Annotated in this window: 14 protein-coding genes; 11 read left to right on the top strand and 3 right to left on the bottom strand. The window is 54.0% G+C overall.

Annotation, left to right across the window (positions count from 1 at the left end):
• The first annotated feature begins 172 nt into the window (after positions 1-172).
• From SGBXF1_RS02540 to SGBXF1_RS02530, 3 genes are all read left to right on the top strand, one after another.
• On the top strand, positions 173-625 hold the full coding sequence (locus SGBXF1_RS02540) for a DNA polymerase III subunit chi (protein WP_037424421.1): 453 nt from the start codon (positions 173-175) through the stop codon (positions 623-625).
• 13 nt (positions 626-638) lie between these two features.
• The gene (locus SGBXF1_RS02535; RefSeq protein WP_061807452.1) at positions 639-3515 is read left to right on the top strand and encodes a valine--tRNA ligase; all 2877 of its coding nucleotides are present in this window, start codon (positions 639-641) and stop codon (positions 3513-3515) included.
• A 304-nt stretch (positions 3516-3819) separates the two neighbouring features.
• Positions 3820-4323 (top strand): GNAT family N-acetyltransferase, encoded by a 504-nt coding sequence (locus SGBXF1_RS02530; protein WP_037424425.1) that lies wholly within the window; start codon positions 3820-3822, stop codon positions 4321-4323.
• Between the two features lie 157 nt (positions 4324-4480).
• On the opposite strand, the gene SGBXF1_RS02525 is transcribed toward SGBXF1_RS02530, so the two are convergent.
• Positions 4481-5488, bottom strand: a complete 1008-nt coding sequence (locus SGBXF1_RS02525; protein ID WP_186427763.1) for an acyltransferase family protein — start codon at positions 5486-5488, stop codon at positions 4481-4483.
• A 352-nt stretch (positions 5489-5840) separates the two neighbouring features.
• On the opposite strand from SGBXF1_RS02525, the gene SGBXF1_RS02520 reads away from it, so the two are divergent.
• Complete coding sequence (locus tag SGBXF1_RS02520) at positions 5841-7448, top strand: GMC family oxidoreductase (protein ID WP_186427762.1); 1608 nt, start codon at positions 5841-5843, stop codon at positions 7446-7448.
• Positions 7449-7471: 23 nt separating this feature from the next.
• Here the strand turns inward: SGBXF1_RS02520 and miaE are convergent, their stop codons facing one another.
• On the bottom strand, positions 7472-8236 hold the full coding sequence (gene miaE, locus SGBXF1_RS02515; RefSeq protein WP_037424431.1) for a tRNA isopentenyl-2-thiomethyl-A-37 hydroxylase MiaE: 765 nt from the start codon (positions 8234-8236) through the stop codon (positions 7472-7474).
• Positions 8237-8290: 54 nt separating this feature from the next.
• Entirely contained in the window at positions 8291-8719 is a 429-nt protein-coding gene (gene rraB, locus SGBXF1_RS02510) for a ribonuclease E inhibitor RraB (protein ID WP_037424433.1), read from the bottom strand.
• 163 nt (positions 8720-8882) lie between these two features.
• Between rraB and argF (SGBXF1_RS02505) the strand changes: the two genes are divergently transcribed.
• The 7 genes from argF (SGBXF1_RS02505) to SGBXF1_RS02475 all read left to right on the top strand — a co-directional run bounded on the left by argF (SGBXF1_RS02505) (position 8883) and on the right by SGBXF1_RS02475 (position 17557).
• Positions 8883-9902: an ornithine carbamoyltransferase gene (gene argF / locus SGBXF1_RS02505; RefSeq protein ID WP_186427761.1), complete on the top strand. Its 1020-nt coding sequence runs from the start codon at positions 8883-8885 to the stop codon at positions 9900-9902.
• 606 nt (positions 9903-10508) lie between these two features.
• Positions 10509-11729, top strand: coding sequence for an arginine deiminase (arcA, locus tag SGBXF1_RS02500; protein WP_037424437.1), 1221 nt, complete (start codon positions 10509-10511; stop codon positions 11727-11729).
• Between the two features lie 18 nt (positions 11730-11747).
• A complete protein-coding gene (locus SGBXF1_RS02495) occupies positions 11748-12665 on the top strand; it encodes a carbamate kinase (protein WP_455431402.1) in 918 nt (305 codons plus the stop codon).
• Between the two features lie 18 nt (positions 12666-12683).
• Positions 12684-13688, top strand: a complete 1005-nt coding sequence (gene argF, locus SGBXF1_RS02490) for an ornithine carbamoyltransferase (RefSeq protein WP_037424441.1) — start codon at positions 12684-12686, stop codon at positions 13686-13688.
• 90 nt (positions 13689-13778) lie between these two features.
• The gene (gene arcD / locus SGBXF1_RS02485) at positions 13779-15209 is read left to right on the top strand and encodes an arginine-ornithine antiporter (protein ID WP_130382581.1); all 1431 of its coding nucleotides are present in this window, start codon (positions 13779-13781) and stop codon (positions 15207-15209) included.
• A gap of 61 nt (positions 15210-15270) precedes the next feature.
• Positions 15271-15762 carry an arginine repressor gene (locus SGBXF1_RS02480; RefSeq protein WP_037426409.1) on the top strand — a complete coding sequence of 164 codons (492 nt, stop codon included), beginning with the start codon at positions 15271-15273 and terminating at the stop codon, positions 15760-15762.
• Positions 15763-15988: 226 nt separating this feature from the next.
• On the top strand, positions 15989-17557 hold the full coding sequence (locus SGBXF1_RS02475) for an ABC transporter substrate-binding protein (RefSeq protein WP_186427759.1): 1569 nt from the start codon (positions 15989-15991) through the stop codon (positions 17555-17557).
• Positions 17558-17608 lie beyond the last annotated feature (51 nt).

Below are 17608 nucleotides of genomic sequence, written 5' to 3'. Positions count from 1 at the left end.
CAGCGTTGTTGGCTGTGCTCGTAAACCCCAGTCACTGACTTTATGTCAGCTCCTGGGGATTTACGAACTTGCCGCCTAGCTGCAACTTGAAACCTATTGGGTATATAATCACGGTAACAAAGCGAAGGGCGCACAAGTTGCGCCCCTAATTTTTTCTAACGGCAATGGACTCATGAGCAAACAGGCAACGTTCTATTTAATTGAACACGCGGAACCCGCAGGTGCGCTCAGCGCCCATGAGGCCGTGGCCTGCGCCGTTGCCGCCGAGCGCTGGCGTTCCGGCAAGCGGGTGTTGATCGCCTGCGAAAGCCAGGAACAAGCCCAACGGTTGGACGAGGCGCTATGGCAGCGCGATCCGCACCAGTTCGTACCACACAATCTGGCCGGTGAAGGCCCGCACTACGGTGCGCCGGTCGAGCTATGCTGGCCCGGTAAACGCGGCAACTCCCCGCGCGATCTACTGATCGCCCTGCTGCCGCAGTTTGCAGATTTTGCTACTGCTTTCCATGAAGTGGTAGACTTCGTCCCTTACGAAGACACCCTGAAACAGTTGGCGCGCGACCGATATAAAGCTTATCGCAGCGTCGGCTTCCATTTGACCACGGCCACGCCGCCAACTCACTGAACAACGATATAAAATGGAAAAGACAAACAGTCATCTCGATACCGCATACGACCCGAAAGAGATCGAACAGAAGCTGTACGATCACTGGGAAAACCAGGGTTACTTCAAGCCAAATGGTGATACCAGCCAGGAAAGCTTCTGCATCATGATCCCGCCGCCGAACGTCACCGGCAGCCTGCACATGGGCCACGCATTCCAGCAGACCATCATGGACACCATGATCCGTTACCAGCGCATGCAGGGTAAAAACACCCTGTGGCAGGCCGGTACTGACCATGCCGGTATCGCCACCCAGATGGTGGTTGAGCGTAAGATCGCCGCAGAAGAAAACAAAACTCGCCATGACTATGGCCGCGACGCGTTCATCGACAAAATCTGGCAGTGGAAGGCAGAATCCGGCGGCACCATTACCCGTCAGATGCGTCGTCTGGGCAACTCCGTGGACTGGGAGCGCGAGCGCTTCACCATGGACGAAGGCCTGTCCAACGCCGTACGCGAAGTGTTTGTCCGCCTGCACAAAGAAGATCTGATCTACCGCGGCAAACGCCTGGTGAACTGGGATCCGAAACTGCGCACTGCCATCTCCGATCTGGAAGTGGAAAACCGCGAATCCAAAGGCTCCATGTGGCACCTGCGCTACCCGCTGGCCGACGGCGCCAAAACTGCCGAAGGCAAAGATTACCTGGTAGTCGCCACCACCCGTCCGGAAACCGTGCTCGGTGATACCGGCGTGGCCGTGAACCCAGAAGATCCGCGCTACAAAGATTTGATCGGCAAAGAAGTTATTCTGCCGCTGGTTGGCCGCCGCATCCGCATCGTCGGTGACGAACATGCCGATATGGAAAAAGGCACCGGCTGCGTGAAAATCACCCCGGCGCACGACTTTAACGACTACGAAGTCGGTAAACGTCACGGTCTGACCATGATCAACATCCTGACTTTCGACGGCGATATCCGTCAGGAAGCGGAAGTGTTCAATACGCTCGGCGAAATCTGCACAGATTACTGCAACGAAATCCCAGCCCAGTTCCGTGGCCTGGAGCGCTTCGCAGCGCGTAAAGCGGTAGTCGCCGCCTTTGAAGAATTGGGCCTGCTGGAAGAGATCAAACCGCACGACCTGACGGTGCCTTACGGCGACCGCGGCGGCGTGGTGATCGAACCGATGCTGACCGACCAATGGTACGTGCGTACCGCACCGCTGGCGAAAGTGGCGGTGGAGGCGGTTGAGCAAGGCGAGATCCAGTTCGTGCCGAAGCAGTACGAAAACATGTACTTCAGCTGGATGCGTGACATTCAGGACTGGTGTATCTCTCGTCAACTGTGGTGGGGTCACCGTATCCCGGCCTGGTACGACGTGAACGGCAAAGTCTACGTTGGCCGCAGCGAAGAAGAAGTGCGCAGCGAGAACAACCTGGGCCCAGACGTGGTGCTGAACCAGGACGAAGACGTGCTGGACACCTGGTTCTCTTCCGGCCTGTGGACCTTCTCTACTCTGGGCTGGCCAGAACAAACCGACGCGCTGAAAACCTTCCACCCGACCAGCGTGATGGTCAGCGGCTTCGACATCATCTTCTTCTGGATTGCGCGCATGATCATGCTGACCATGCACTTCATGAAGGACGAAAACGGTAAGCCTCAGGTTCCGTTCAAGACCGTCTACATGACCGGTCTGATCCGCGACGACGAAGGACAGAAGATGTCCAAGTCGAAGGGTAACGTGATCGACCCGCTGGACATGGTTGACGGTATCTCACTGGAAGACCTGCTGGAAAAACGTACCGGCAACATGATGCAGCCGCAGCTGGCGGAAAAAATCCGTAAGCGCACCGAGAAGCAATTCCCGAACGGCATCGAGCCGCACGGCACCGACGCCCTGCGCTTCACTCTGGCGGCACTGGCTTCTACCGGCCGTGACATTAACTGGGACATGAAGCGCCTGGAAGGCTACCGCAACTTCTGTAACAAGCTGTGGAACGCCAGCCGCTTTGTGCTGATGAACGCCGAAGGCCAGGACTGTGGCTTTAACGGTGGCGAGAAAGTGCTGTCGCTGGCAGACCGCTGGATCCTGGCTGAATTCAACCGCACGGTGAAGGCATACCGCGAAGCGCTGGACACTTACCGCTTCGATCTGGCCGCCAACATCCTGTACGAATTCACCTGGAACCAGTTCTGTGACTGGTATCTGGAGCTGACCAAGCCTGTCGTGACCAACGGCAGCGAAGCGGAACAGCGCGGCACCCGCCACACGCTGATCACCGTGCTGGAAGCCCTGCTGCGCCTGGCGCACCCGGTGATCCCGTTCATTACCGAAACCATCTGGCAGCGCGTGAAGACCCTGACTGGCGAAACTGCAGACACCATCATGCTGCAGCCATTCCCAGAGTACGACGCCGCGTTGGAAGACGCGCAGGCGTTGAACGACCTGGAGTGGATCAAGCAGGCGATCACCGCGGTACGTAATATCCGTGCCGAGATGAACATCGCGCCGAGCAAAATGCTGGAAGTGCTGCTGCGCAACTGCAACGCCGACGCAGAGCGCCGCGTGCAGGAGAACCAGAGCTTTATCGAGCGTCTGGCGCGTCTGTCGTCTATCTCTCTGCTGCCTGCCGGTGACAAAGGCCCGTTATCCGTCACCAAGCTGGTAGACGGTGCCGAGCTGTTGATCCCAATGGCCGGCTTTATCGATAAAGACGCCGAGATTGCGCGTCTGTCGAAAGAGATGGGCAAGCTGGATGCAGAAATCGCCTCGATCGAAGGCAAGCTGTCTAACGAAGGTTTTGTGGCGCGCGCGCCAGAAGCCGTCGTCGCGAAAGAACGCGAACGTCTGACTGCCTGCAAAGAAGGTAAAGTGAAGTTGCAGGAACAGCAGGCGTCCATCGCCGCGTTGTAATCTGTCGAATCACTGCAACAGCTGAAAACAGCGGGGATTTCCCCGCTGTTTTTTTATCGCCGTTGCATCCGGCCCGCTTAAGATGTTATTACAAAGCCTACCCTATAGCTTTCAAGTTGCAGCCAGGCGCCCAGCTCGCTCATCCCCAGGCGCTTACTCAGGTAAGTAACTGGGGAGGTAACAACGCTGCAACTTGAAAGATGACGGGTATATAATGCTGCATGGACGCCGCCGGGAAATAACTCCGGTGCGTTTTGTGTTGCGATAAAAACGAATGTGGTTCCCTTTAATGGCGAGTGTAAACATGACAACAGCAACCCCAGTACGTCTTCTGGTGCGCCCAATAACGGCTGATGATAATGCCGCTATTGCTAATGTCATTCGCGAAGTCTCCGCCGAACACGGTCTGACGGCGGACAAAGGCTATACCGTTTCTGACCCCAATCTGGACGTCTTGTATCAACTCTATAGCCTGCCGCGCAGCGCGTATTGGGTGATAGAAGTGGATGGTCAGATTGCCGGTGGCGGCGGTGTTGCACCACTGCAAGGCGGTGAAGACGATATTTGCGAATTACAGAAAATGTATTTCCTGCCGCTGTTGCGCGGCCAGGGCCTGGCAAAACGCCTGGCGCTGCAAGCATTGGAGTTCGCCCGTCAACAGGGCTTCCGCTGTTGTTATTTAGAAACTACCGCCAGCCTGACGCAGGCCATCGGCCTGTATGAGCATCTGGGCTTTGAGCATATCGACCAGGCGATGGGCACCACCGGCCACGTCGACTGCGAAGTCACCATGCTGAAGACCCTGTGATCAGCGTTTACTGTTCGGCCCGAGATACCCGGGCCTAGCGCACCGAAGGGCGCTCCGGCAGCCAAGGCTGCTACGACCCCTTCGGCACGCTCTCCCTAATAACAAACATTGCCCGTCTTCTGAGAGAACACATAAGTGATCTCTTTTCTTATCCAGCCTACTCTACCTTCTGCACCCTCTTCATCACTCCGCCCTTGATAGCCAACTCAATCCGGCTCAGCACCAGACTGGTCAGGTATGACACCACAATCAACAACAACAGGATCAGCGGCGTATAGCGCGGCGCAAAGATCAGCTTTTGAGTGAAGTAATAGCAATAGAAACTGTGGGTCAGCCACATGTACATCGAATGTTTGCCCAACTCACCCACAACCCGATTCACCGTGCTACCCAGGCCGTCAGCGGTATTCATCAACGCGATAATAAACAGCGGTGTCACCAGCAGCAGCCCAGGGTTATGAGCAACGATAAACACCGCCACTGTCACCATCAGTAAGATCAACGGGTGTGTACGGCTTAGGGTAACGATCAGCTTCACCAGCCACGTGTTTGCCGGCATTTTCTGGCTACGGCCAAACACCATGCCAAAGCCGAAAGGCAACAGCCAGGTGCAATATTCGATTAGCACCTCCGGTGCCCAAGCAAAATACTGCAACCCTTTGCCACACACTGCCGCCAACACCAGCAGCCCCAGCAATGGATAGGTATTGAGCCGCGACAACAGCGGCAGAGAAAGCACATACAAAACGTAAAGTTTAAAGAACCACCACTCGCTGTTATAAGTGGATTTAAGACCAATCAGGTTTTCGAAAAACAGCGATGGAGAAAGGGTATACCTTTCTCCCGGAAAGAAAATAATGCCAATCGGCACAAAGATAAACAGCACTATCCAGTAGCTGATATATAAGTTCTTCAGCTTCCCCCAAATATATTTAAGCGAGATTTGTTTTTTAAGCGAGAATCCATAACCCGATAAAAACAGGAACATCGACACGCAAATCTTGCCGAACAGGCCAAGGTACATCTCAATGTCGACGCGGTTAACAATATGATAGATCGGGATATCCGGGCTAATTCGCAGAGGGTAGGCAAACAGGTGATGGACCAACATCAAAATGATGGCAATCCCTTTTAAATAATTAGATTTATTAATCGAAATTTCCATATTTCTTAATATCTTATCCAATAATAGAGGGATTCATCATATAGCAGCATTTTTACTCTGACACTCTCTTTCCTGATCGGATAAGTCTCATATTTAATATTCCGTTAAGAAACAATGTGCCAATTCTTTATAAAACCGCACTCCCGCCGCATCAGCATACACATGCAAAATTAAAAGATAAAATATTAATATAGTTATGTTGTTAATATTCCATAAAAATCAAAATGATAGTTAATTTTAAAAATAAATTTTGTGATATTCATTAATAAATTAACGATTGCAAATTGACCTCCTGCCCGCTTGCGATACTCTGCCAGAACAGGCTCATGCCGCAATCGCACAGGGAGCAGTCATGTCGGAAAACACTTTTGATTACATCATTGTCGGCGCAGGTTCCGCCGGCTGCGTCTTGGCAGCACAGTTGATCCGCCGTACCCAGGCGCGGGTACTGCTGCTGGAAGCCGGTGGTGACGACAATAATCTATTCATCAAGATGCCAGCTGGCGTGGCGAAGATCATCGCCAAGAAAAGCTGGCCGTATGAGACCGAACCGGAGCCACACGCCAACAACCGGCGTATGCAGATAGCCCAAGGCAAGGTGCTGGGTGGCAGCAGTTCGGTCAACGGTATGATCTACATTCGTGGCCAGCGGCAGGATTATGACGAATGGGCCGAACGCTATGGCTGCGTCGGCTGGGGGTATCAGGACGTGCTGCCCTACTTTAAACGTGCCGAGGCCAACGAAAGCCTGTCGGATGCCTATCACGGTGGCGAAGGGCTGCTGCCGGTCAGCGAGAACCGCTACCGTCACCCGCTTAGCATGGCGTTTATCCGCGCGGGCCAAGAGCTGGATCTACCCTACCGTAATGATTTCAACGGCGACAGCCAGCACGGCGTCGGCTTCTACCAAACCACCACCCACCACGGCGAGCGCGCCAGCACCGCACGCACCTACCTGAAAGCAGTGCGCAACGAGCAACGCTTGGTCGTGAAGCTCAATGCGCTGGTGCACCGCGTGGTATTCGACAACAACGTCGCCACCGGCGTGGTGTACAGCCAAAATGGCGGTGCCGAAGTCACTGCACATGCAACAAAAGAGGTGATTCTCAGCGCCGGCGCCGTAGGATCACCGAAGATCCTGATGTTGTCCGGCATTGGGCCACGCGAACATCTGCAACAGTTGGGCATCGAACCGCGCGCGGATCTGCCAGTAGGCAAAAACTTCCACGATCACCTGCATATGTCGATCAACGTCAGTACCCGCGACCCTATCAGTCTGTACGGTGCCGATCGCGGCCTGCAAGCGTTGCGCCACGGTACCGAATGGCTGGCATTTCGCAGCGGCGTACTGAGCTCCAACGTGCTCGAAGGCGCTGTCTTCACTGACAGTCTGGGTGACGGGCGCTCAGATGTGCAAATCCATTTCCTGCCGATGCTCGACAGCTGGGACGATGTACCTGGCGAACCTTTACCTAATATCCACGGCTTCACGCTGAAGGTCGGCTATCTGCAACCCAAAGCACGCGGTGAAGTTCTGCTGCGCAGCCGCGATCCACGCGATCCGGTGAAACTGCATGCCAACTACCTCGGTCATCCGGAAGATCTGGCCGGCAGCGTGCGCGCAGTGAAGTTTGGCCTGCGCTTCCTACAAACCGCCGCCCTCAAACCGATCATCAAAGATCTACTGATGCCGCAGCCGGCATGGCTGAACGATGAAGCACAGTTGGAAGAGTTCGTGCGCAACTTCTGCAAGACGGTGTATCACCCGGTGGGCAGTTGCCGCATGGGGCAATCCCCACAGGACTCGGTCACCGACTTACAGCTCAAAGTGCACGGTTTTGAACGGCTGCGGGTGATCGACTGTTCGGTGATGCCGCAGGTGACCAGCGGCAATACCAATGCGCCGACCATTATGCTGGCAGAGAAAGCCGTAGATATCTTGCTGGGCACACCGGAATAAAACATGCCACGGATGCCCAGCTATCAGGCGATAGCGGGCACACCGCTGTGGAAACGGAACTCGCTGTCTGGGGTCTGGATCAGTGCCGCTTCGATACGGCCAAAATGAGCCACCCGTTCGCTGATATCGCCACCGGCAATCTGTTCGGCTAGCGTCAGGTAATCCTGATAATGGCGCGCTTCAGAGCGCAGCAGTGAAACGTAGAAACGGTTTAATTCGTCGTCCAGATGCGGCGCCAGGCGGGCAAAACGTTCGCAGGAGCGCGCTTCGATATACGCACCACAAATCAGTTTATCAATCAGCGTCGCCGGATCGTGGGTGCGGATCTCACGGATCATGCCTTTAGCATAGCGACTGGCGGTGATCTTCTTATACGGGATCTGCCGTGCCAGCATGATCTCCAGCACCTGAGAAAAGTGGTGGAGCTCTTCTTTGATCAACAACACCATCTTGTCCGCCAGATCCTGACCATAGGCCGAGCCGTTTTTTGGCAGGATCTTGCGGGTGAAATTGTTCTGCTGAAACAGGGCTTCCGGCACGCCCTGCGCTTCATGCAGAAACGCCTCATAGGGCCTGAGGAGTGCCAGTAACGCGTCACCACTCTCTTTGTCTGCTACATAGCGGCGGATCAGCCACATGCCGGTCTGCGCAGCTTTTAGCTCGCATACCATATGGTCAGTCAGCAACAGCGGCAGATTTTCTGGGCGGCGCGCAGCATCAATCCAGGCGTCTGGGGTTTCACAGTGCAGGAAGTTTAAAATAGGGGCTAACAGAGATTGGTATTTCATGTCATTTATCAGGGGCCAACAAGCGCTGGCCCACAGGAATTAAGCAGAAGTTAATTAATGACGTTTACCGTCGTCGTCTTCGTCGATGAAGTCACCGTCTTCTTCATCATCGTCACCTTCTTCGCCGTTCGGATCTTCGAAGTAAGTGCCCCAGCCGTCGTAGTTAACGCCGCAACGTGCCGCCAGCGCGACCAGTTGCTCAACCTGAGTGTCGATCAGTTCGGCCTTCAGGCTGACTTCGCTGATTACGTCACAACACATCACCAGGGTACCGTCTTCCACTTCCAGCTCTTCGGCGTCAGTCACTTCGTAGCCTAACTTGAAGGCTTCGACAGCGGCTTTCTCCAGCACTTCAAACTTTTCGGCAGAGAAATGGTGTTCGATGGTGTAGAGCGCCTCTGGATCGCTGCCGTCTTCCAGCAGTTCTTCGATGATCAGGCGGGTCTCTTCACGTTGTTCGTCTAGCTGTTCGCTGTTTGCCATGCCTATATCCTCAAGTCAAATGGCCTGTATTCCTTCTATTTTCACACACCGTCGGCATTGCTTCCACGATAAACGTGAAAGATTTCCATCCCGGGCTTGAAATTGAATATTCATACATATAAAGTGAATTTAAATTCAATTTAAGCGATAAGGATATACGGCAATGAGTAGCATAAACCCGTTCTACAAACGTCACTTCCTGAGGTTAATGGATTTCACCCCGGCAGAACTGCAGATGCTGTTGCAACTGTCCGCCGATTTGAAGCAGGCCAAGAAGCAAGGCAAGGAAACTCGTCATTTGCAGGGCAAAAACATCGCGCTCATCTTCGAAAAAGACTCGACCCGTACACGATGCTCTTTCGAAGTTGCCGCTTTCGATCAAGGCGCTCAGGTCACCTATCTCGGCCCGAGTGGCAGTCAGATCGGCCACAAAGAATCGATGAAAGACACTGCCCGCGTGCTGGGCCGCATGTATGACGGTATTCAATACCGCGGTTACGGTCAGCACCTGGTAGAAACCTTGGCAAATCATGCCGGCGTACCGGTGTGGAATGGGCTGACCAATGAATTCCACCCAACCCAGTTATTGGCGGATCTGCTCACGGTGCAGGAACACCTGCCGGGCAAGCCACTCAATGAGGTGAAGTTCGCTTACCTCGGCGATACCCGCAACAATATGGGCAATACCCTGCTGGAGGCCGCAGCCTTGGCAGGCATGGATCTGCGTCTGGTGGCACCAAAGGCATGTTGGCCACAGGCAAACCTGGTGGCAGAGTGCCAGGCATTAGCGCAGAAGACCGGTGCGAAGATCACCCTGACTGAAGACATCGCCGAAGGGGTAAAAGACGCAGATTTCCTCTATACCGACGTGTGGGTGTCGATGGGGGAACCAAAAGAAACCTGGCAGGAGCGTATCGCCCTGCTTAAGCCATATCAGGTCAATATGGCGATGGTGAAACTGACCGGCAACCCGAACGTCAAATTCCTTCACTGCCTGCCGGCATTTCACGACGACCAAACCACACTTGGCAAGCAAATGGCCGAACAATACGGGCTGCACGGCGGCATGGAAGTCACCGATGATGTGTTCGAATCGGCGCACAGCGTCGTGTTCGATCAGGCAGAGAACCGTCTGCACACCATCAAAGCAGTGATGGTCGCCACCTTAAGCGAATCCCTTTAACGATTGACTCCCCCAATAGGGGTGGGCTTTCTCGCCACCCCAGCCCCAACCGATTAACTATCCCACTCTGTCTCGTTGTATTGCAGATTTTTATGCACCCGACGTACATAACCTCTCCACCCTCAGGGAAATGCACTGTGCTAATACCTTGTTTATCCTGTTGGAATAAAATAGAAGCCCGCTGCGTCACAAAAATAAAAACCCATTATCCGTTACCGACGGGAATAAAAATTCAAAAGAAATTGAGTGCACCAGGATATTAATAATCTGTAAATGCATAACTACGCCAGCCATCCGATAAAACCAAGCAATTACAATAAATTAAGTCACTCACCTTTAAGGTGAACTTGCTTTATTTTTGGATAATTAACGCGATAGATGCGTATTAATTCATTTTGATAAATGAAATTTCCAATAAAACAATGACGCTAATCAATTGATAATCCTTTTCATTTTTCGCGCCCTCTCAATGTGACACCCATCACAAAACAACCGGAAGCAATGTTTATTATCAGCGGCAACGGCACTGCACCCATTCTCAATAAATGAAATAAACCTTTATTTCGTTTTGTTCGATGTTACCTAAATCTGATAATAGGAAATGACATGGATAAGAATTATGTAGGTTCTGAAATAGGCCAGCTGCGCAGCGTTATGCTTCACCGACCTAATTTAAGTTTAAAGCGATTAACCCCATCAAACTGTCAGGAATTATTATTCGACGACGTATTGTCCGTAGAACGTGCCGGTGCGGAACACGATATTTTTGCGCAAACATTGCGTGCACAGAATGTCGAAGTTTTGCTGCTGACCGATCTGCTGACCGAAACCATGAGCATTCCCGCGGCTAAGCAGTGGTTGTTGTCAGCACAGGTTTCTGACTTCCGTCTGGGGCCGTCGCTCGCCGCCGACATTCGCGGCTGGCTGGGTGATTTACCCGACCGCCAATTGGCGCGTCATATGACCGGCGGCCTGACATATGAGGAAGTGCCGGCCAGCTTCAGTAATATGGTGGTTGATACGCATCAGGGCACCGACTTTATTATGAAGCCGTTACCTAATCATTTGTTCACCCGTGATACCTCATGCTGGATATATAACGGCGTGTCGATTAATCCAATGGCCAAACCCGCGCGCCAGCGTGAAACAAATAACCTGCGCGCTATCTATAAATGGCACCCGTATTTTGCGAATGGCAATTTCACCACCTATTTTGGCGATGAGGAACGTAATTACGATCATGCCACATTGGAAGGCGGCGACGTTTTGGTCATTGGTCGTGGCGCCGTATTAATCGGCATGTCGGAGCGCACTACGCCGCAAGGGGTCGAATTCCTGGCGCAGGCACTGTTCAAATCCCATCAGGCGGAGCGGGTCATCGCTCTGGAATTGCCAAAACACCGTTCTTGTATGCACCTGGATACCGTCATGACTCATATCAATCTGGATACTTTCTCGGTTTATCCAGAAGTGGTGCGTAAAGAAGCGCAGTGTTGGACGTTAACACCGGACGGCAAAGGTGGCTTGCATCGCCAGCAGGAAAAACACTTCCTGACCGCTATCGAGCGCGCGCTGGGTATCAGTCAGGTGCAACTCATTACCACCGGCGGCGACAGCTTCGAGGCCGAACGCGAACAGTGGAATGACGCCAACAACGTTCTCACCATCCGGCCTGGCGTGGTGGTCGGCTACGAACGCAACACCTGGACCAACGAAAAATACGACAAAGCTGGCATCACCGTCCTGCCGATCCCCGGCGATGAGCTGGGCCGTGGCCGCGGCGGCGCACGCTGTATGAGCTGCCCGTTAGAACGCGACGACATCTGATCCCCCGACGGAGTAAACATCATGACTAAACCCACAGTGGTGATTGCCCTGGGTGGGAACGCCCTGCTGCGCCGCGGAGAACCGCTTGAGGCGGATATCCAACGCCGTAACGTCCTGCTTGCCAGCCGCCAGATTGCGGCACTGACCGAAAGCTGGAACGTCGTACTGGTACACGGTAACGGCCCGCAGGTCGGTTTACTGGCACTGCAAAATAATGCCTATCCGCAGGTTGCCCCCTACCCGCTGGACGTACTGGGTGCGGAAAGCCAGGGCATGATCGGCTATCTGCTGCTACAGGAGCTGAAAAACTGCCTGCCAAAGCAACAGGTTAGCGCCCTGCTGACTCAGGTGGAGGTCGACCCTGACGACAGTGCCTTCGGCAACCCCAGCAAATACATCGGGCCGGTCTATGACCAGAAAAGTGCACTGGCACTAAGCCTGGAGAAAGGCTGGACGATCAAGCCAGACGGCAAATATTTCCGTCGCGTAGTGCCGTCACCGAAACCGCTCAACATCATCGAGACCGACGCGATTAACACCCTGATCGCCCAAGGGCATCTGGTGATCTGCGCCGGTGGTGGTGGCATCCCGGTGTTACGCCGTGAAGGTCGTCTGGAAGGCATTGAGGCCGTGATCGATAAAGATCTTTCCGCTGCGTTCCTGGCAGAGCAGATCAAGGCCGATGCACTGCTTATCCTCACCGACGCCGATGCCGTTTATCTCGGCTGGGGTACGCCACAACAACGCGCTTTGGACAAAGTCACGCCAGACGATCTGGCCGGCATCACCTTCGACGCTGGCTCAATGGGACCGAAGATCTCGGCCGCCAGCCATTTTGTACGCTACGCCCAGGGTATCGCCGGCATCGGCGCGCTACAGGATGCCACCCGTATCCTGGCCGGTGAGAAAGGCACGTTAATCACGCCAACGCTTTGAACAGAGAGGAACAAGATTATGAGCATTAACTTACGCCACCGTCATTTCCTGAAACTGCTGGATTTCAACACCGATGAAATCCAATACCTGATCGACCTGGCCTTCACGCTGAAAAAAGCCAAATACGGCAATGTAGAAAAGCAGCAACTGTGCGGTAAAAACATTGCGCTGATTTTCGAAAAAACCTCTACCCGCACTCGCTGTTCATTTGAGGTAGCCGCGTTCGATCAGGGCGCTCAGGTGACTTATCTCGGCCCAAGCGGTTCCCAGATTGGCCATAAAGAGTCGATGAAAGACACCGCGCGGGTATTGGGCCGCATGTATGACGGCATCGAATACCGGGGCTTCGCGCAGTCCATCGTGGAAGAGTTGGCCGAATTTGCCGGGGTGCCGGTATGGAATGGCCTGACCGACGAATTCCACCCTACACAAATCCTGGCCGATCTGATGACCATGCTGGAGCATGCACCAGGCAAAAGCCTTGATCAGATCGCTTTCGCCTACCTCGGAGATGCACGCAACAACATGGGTAACTCGCTGATGGTAGGTGCAGCAAAAATGGGCATGGATATCCGCCTGGTCGCCCCTAAGGCATTTTGGCCGGATGAAGCCCTGCTGGCACAGTGCGCAGACATCGCCCGCGATACCGGCGCACATATCACGGTTACCGACCAGGTTGAGGAAGGCGTTAAAGGTGTCGATTTCCTCTATACCGACGTGTGGGTATCGATGGGAGAACCGAAGGAGGCCTGGGCGGAACGCGTTAGCCTGATGCAGCCTTATCAGATTAATGCCGCGGTGCTGACAGCTACCGGTAACCCACAGGTTAAATTCATGCATTGTCTACCGGCCTTCCACAACGAACAGACCAAAGTAGGCAAGGAAATTGAGCTCGCTTATGGCCTGAAAGGGCTGGAAGTCACGGATGACGTGTTCGAATCGGCCCACTCCATTGTGTTCGATGAAGCGGAAAATCGCATGCACACCATTAAGGCCGTGATGGTCGCCACCCTCGGCGACTGATTGACGGCGCGGCGGTATCGTCTGCCGCCGTGTCTTCTCTACCTCTGAATCATTATTTTCCTGCTGCCCTGCGCAGCTGGAGGAACCCTCATGTCTGAAAAAAAACTGGGGCTGGTGGCCCTGATTGCGCTGGTCATCGGATCCATGGTGGGCGGTGGCGTGTTCAGCCTGCCGCAAAATTTCGCTTCCGTCGCCTCACCAGGCGCACTGCTGATCGGTTGGTTGATCACCGCCGTAGGGATGATCTGCCTGGCATTAATTTATCAGAACCTCAGTGCCCGCTGTCCGCAGCTGGAGGGCGGTATTTACAGCTATGCTCGCGCCGGGTTTGGCGATTTTATTGGCTTCCAGTCTGCCTGGGGCTATTGGTTCTCCGCCTGGCTGGGGAACGTGTCTTATGCGGTGCTGTTGTTCAGTGCCCTAAGCTTCTTCTTCCCGGTGTTCGGCCTGGGCAATAACTGGCAATCAATCCTCGGCGCGTCCATCGTTCTATGGCTGGTGCATGCGTTGGTGCTACGTGGCGTGCAGGAAGCGGCCATGATCAATACCGTGTTAACGGTAGTCAAAGTACTGGTGTTGTTGGTGTTTATTGTGGCGGTCGTGATCGCCTTCCGTATCGGTATTTTTACCGCAGACTTCTGGGGCCGCATGATGGTGGTCGACGGTAGCCATCCTGCCTTGTTTGATCAGGTAAAAAACACCATGTTGGTCACCACCTGGGTCTTTATCGGTATTGAAGGCGCTACCGTTGTTTCCTCACGGGCCGCCAGACGTGCCGATATCGGCAAAGCGACGGTGATCGGTCTGCTGGGTTGCCTGGTGATTTATATCCTGGTCAGCGTGCTGTCGATGGGCGTGCTCGATCAGGCAACGTTGAACGGATTAAAAAATCCGTCAATGGCCGGTGTACTGGAATCCGTGGTCGGCATTTGGGGGGCTCGTTTTGTCGCAGCCGGCGTGATTCTGTCGGTAGCCGGTGCGCTGCTCGCCTGGACACTGTTCGCCGCAGAGTTGCCGTTCGTCGCAGCCAAAGACGGCATGTTCCCGCAGATATTCACCAAAACCAACGCCAATGGCTCGCCAGCAGTGTCGCTGTGGATCACCAATGGTTTGATACAGCTCTTCCTGTTGCTGACGCTGGTCTACAGTGCGGGCTATCAGGCGCTATTCTCCATCGCGACTGCCGCTATCCTTCCCCCTTATCTGTTCAGCGCCGCCTATGGCCTGAAACTGGCGATCACCGGTGAAAGCTACCAACCGGGTGAAACGCGTACCCGCGATCTGATCCTTGGGCTGATAGGCACCGTCTACGGTTTCTGGCTGTGCTATGCAGCCGGCAGCCAGATGTTACTGACCTCATTGTTGTTCGTCCCTGGCTTGCTGGTCTTCCTCTGGCATCAAAAAAATCAACATGCAGAACGGTTGTTGAAAGGTTACGAAGCGTTAATTGCCGTTCTTTTGGTCATTGTCGCCCTTATTACCCTTTATATGATTGCGACGGGTCATATCACCCTCGGTTAACCCATCTTCATTGCATTGATTTATATAGAGTTGTCACTCATTTTTAAACCAAGGCAACATAATGGCGAATAAAATAGAAACCCTGTGGGAGAAAGAACAACGGAAACTGGCATTGTGCCGCAAGCTGGTCGTGAGCCAACGCTATTCATCACAGGAGGAAATCCGCAGTGAAATGATACGAGGGGGTTATCCAGGCATCAGTCAGTCGACCGTTTCCCGTCTGCTGAAAGCACTGGGGGTAATGAAGGTGCAAAACGCCAAAGGGAAAAAGGTCTACTCTCTTAATGCGCTGCATCATCCAGCCCCGTGTATCAGCGAGCCGTTGTCAGCCATGCTGATTGATGTCGAGCATAACGACAATTTTGTGCTGATCCACATGAATTCTGGCTATGCAAAAGCCATGGCACGCATCATTGATCTTTGCGCCTGGCCCGCCGTATTGGGTGTTATCGCCAGCAGCAATGTGGTGTGGGTCGCACCGCGGGATACCCGCTATGTCGCTCAACTGCATCAACGTCTGAAAGCCTTGCTGGAAACCAGCTCCGCCCTCTGATCGCCCCCAAAGCCCTTTCTCAACGAGGGCTTTATTCCCACCTACGTTAGCGAATCCTTGCCCGCCGTCTTATAGTGTTTTTTGTCATATAAAATAGCCGATTAGCCTTTGTCAGCCATCAGTAAAGGTTCTACCGTGCATGCTGACGGCGAAAACGCTGCAAAAACCAATGATAACAATGCGTTCTCGGCACCGGGGATCACGGTGCATTTAAGGGATAACATCAATGAAAGCCAAAATCCTGCCGCTATTCGTACTTGCTGCTCTGTCTACTACCGCATTGGCCGCGACACCTCCCAACACACTGGTGGTGGTGCAATCGCTGGACGATATTGTCAGCCTCGATCCAGCGGAAGCCAACGAATTGTCCAGCATCCAGACCGTACCAAGCCTGTATCAGCGGTTGGTACAGGCGGATCGCGATGACCCGGCGAAAGTCGTGCCAGTACTGGCAGAAAGCTGGCAGGGCGATGTCGCGGCGAAAACGCTGACGATAAAATTGCGCCCGCAGGCGGTATTCGCTTCCGGTAACCCACTCACTGCCGATGATGTGATCTTTTCCTACAGCCGTGCCGTGAAGATGAACAAATCACCGGCGTTTATCCTTAACGTGCTCGGCTGGCAGCCGGATAACATCGATGCACACCTGAAGAAAATCGATGACCACAGTTTGCAACTGAGCTGGACGGCGAACGTCAGCCCGGCGGTAGCACTGAATATTCTCTCTACGCCTATCGCGTCGATCGTCGACAGCAAGGCAGTGCAACCCAATGTCAAAGACGGTGACTATGGTAACGCCTGGCTAAAAATGCACTCTGCGGGTAGCGGGCCATTTAAAATGCGCGTCTATCAACCCCATCAGGCGATTGTGTTGGACGCTAACCCGACGTCGCCGGGCAGTAAGCCACTGTTGAAAAGCATTATCATTAAAAGCGTGCCGGACTCCGCCACCCGTCGCCTGCTGATCCAGCAAGGCGACGCCGACGTGGCGCGTGAGCTTGGCCCGGACCAAACTGTCGCATTGAAGAATCAAGCGGGTGTGAAGGTGCTGGAGATCCCTTCAGCCGAGCAGAACTACCTGGTGTTCAACACCGGTAATACCGCTAACCCCTTGCTGAAAAATCCGGCCTTCTGGGAAGCCGCCCGTTATCTCATTGACTACCAGGGCATCACGAAGGATTTACTTAAAGGCCAATATTTTGTGCATCAGAGCTTCCTGCCCGTCGGGTTGCCGGGTGCACTGAAAGACAATCCGTTCAGCTTCGATCCGGCAAAAGCCAAGGCGATTCTTGCCAAGGCTGGTATCACCAATGCCTCGCTGACGCTGGACGTAGAGAACAAACCGCCGTTTATCACCATCGCGCAGGCGCTACAAGCCAGCTTTGCCGAAGGGGGTGTGAAGGTCGAACTGTTGCCGGCCGCTGGCAGCCAGGTCTATTCACGTGTCCGAGCCAAACAGCATCAGGCAGCGATCCGTTTGTGGATCCCGGACTACTTCGACGCCCACTCCAATGCCAGTGCCTTCGCCTATAACGACGGCAAGACCAGCACCGTCGCAGGCCTCAATGGCTGGCAGATCCCGCAGCTTAGCAAACAGACGCTGGCGGCCGTGGCCGAAGCCGATCCTGCCAAGCGCACCGCGCTGTATACCGCAATGCAGCAGGAGCTACAGCGCAGTTCGCCGTATGTCTTTATCGATCAGGCAAAAACCGAAGTGGTGCTGCGCGATAACGTCAAAGGCTATCAGCAGGGTCTGAATGCCGACATGGTCTATTACGATCGCGTCAGCAAATAAGGCGGCGTCTTTAAGACGTGGGATAGACGAGGCGGCCAGCGCCGCCTCTTC

The sequence above is a fragment of the Serratia grimesii genome (genome assembly GCF_900186025.1).
GTDB lineage: Bacteria > Pseudomonadota > Gammaproteobacteria > Enterobacterales > Enterobacteriaceae > Serratia > Serratia grimesii.
The sequence above is the reverse complement of the archived record's forward strand: the minus strand, read 5'-3'. Positions and strand labels throughout refer to the sequence as shown.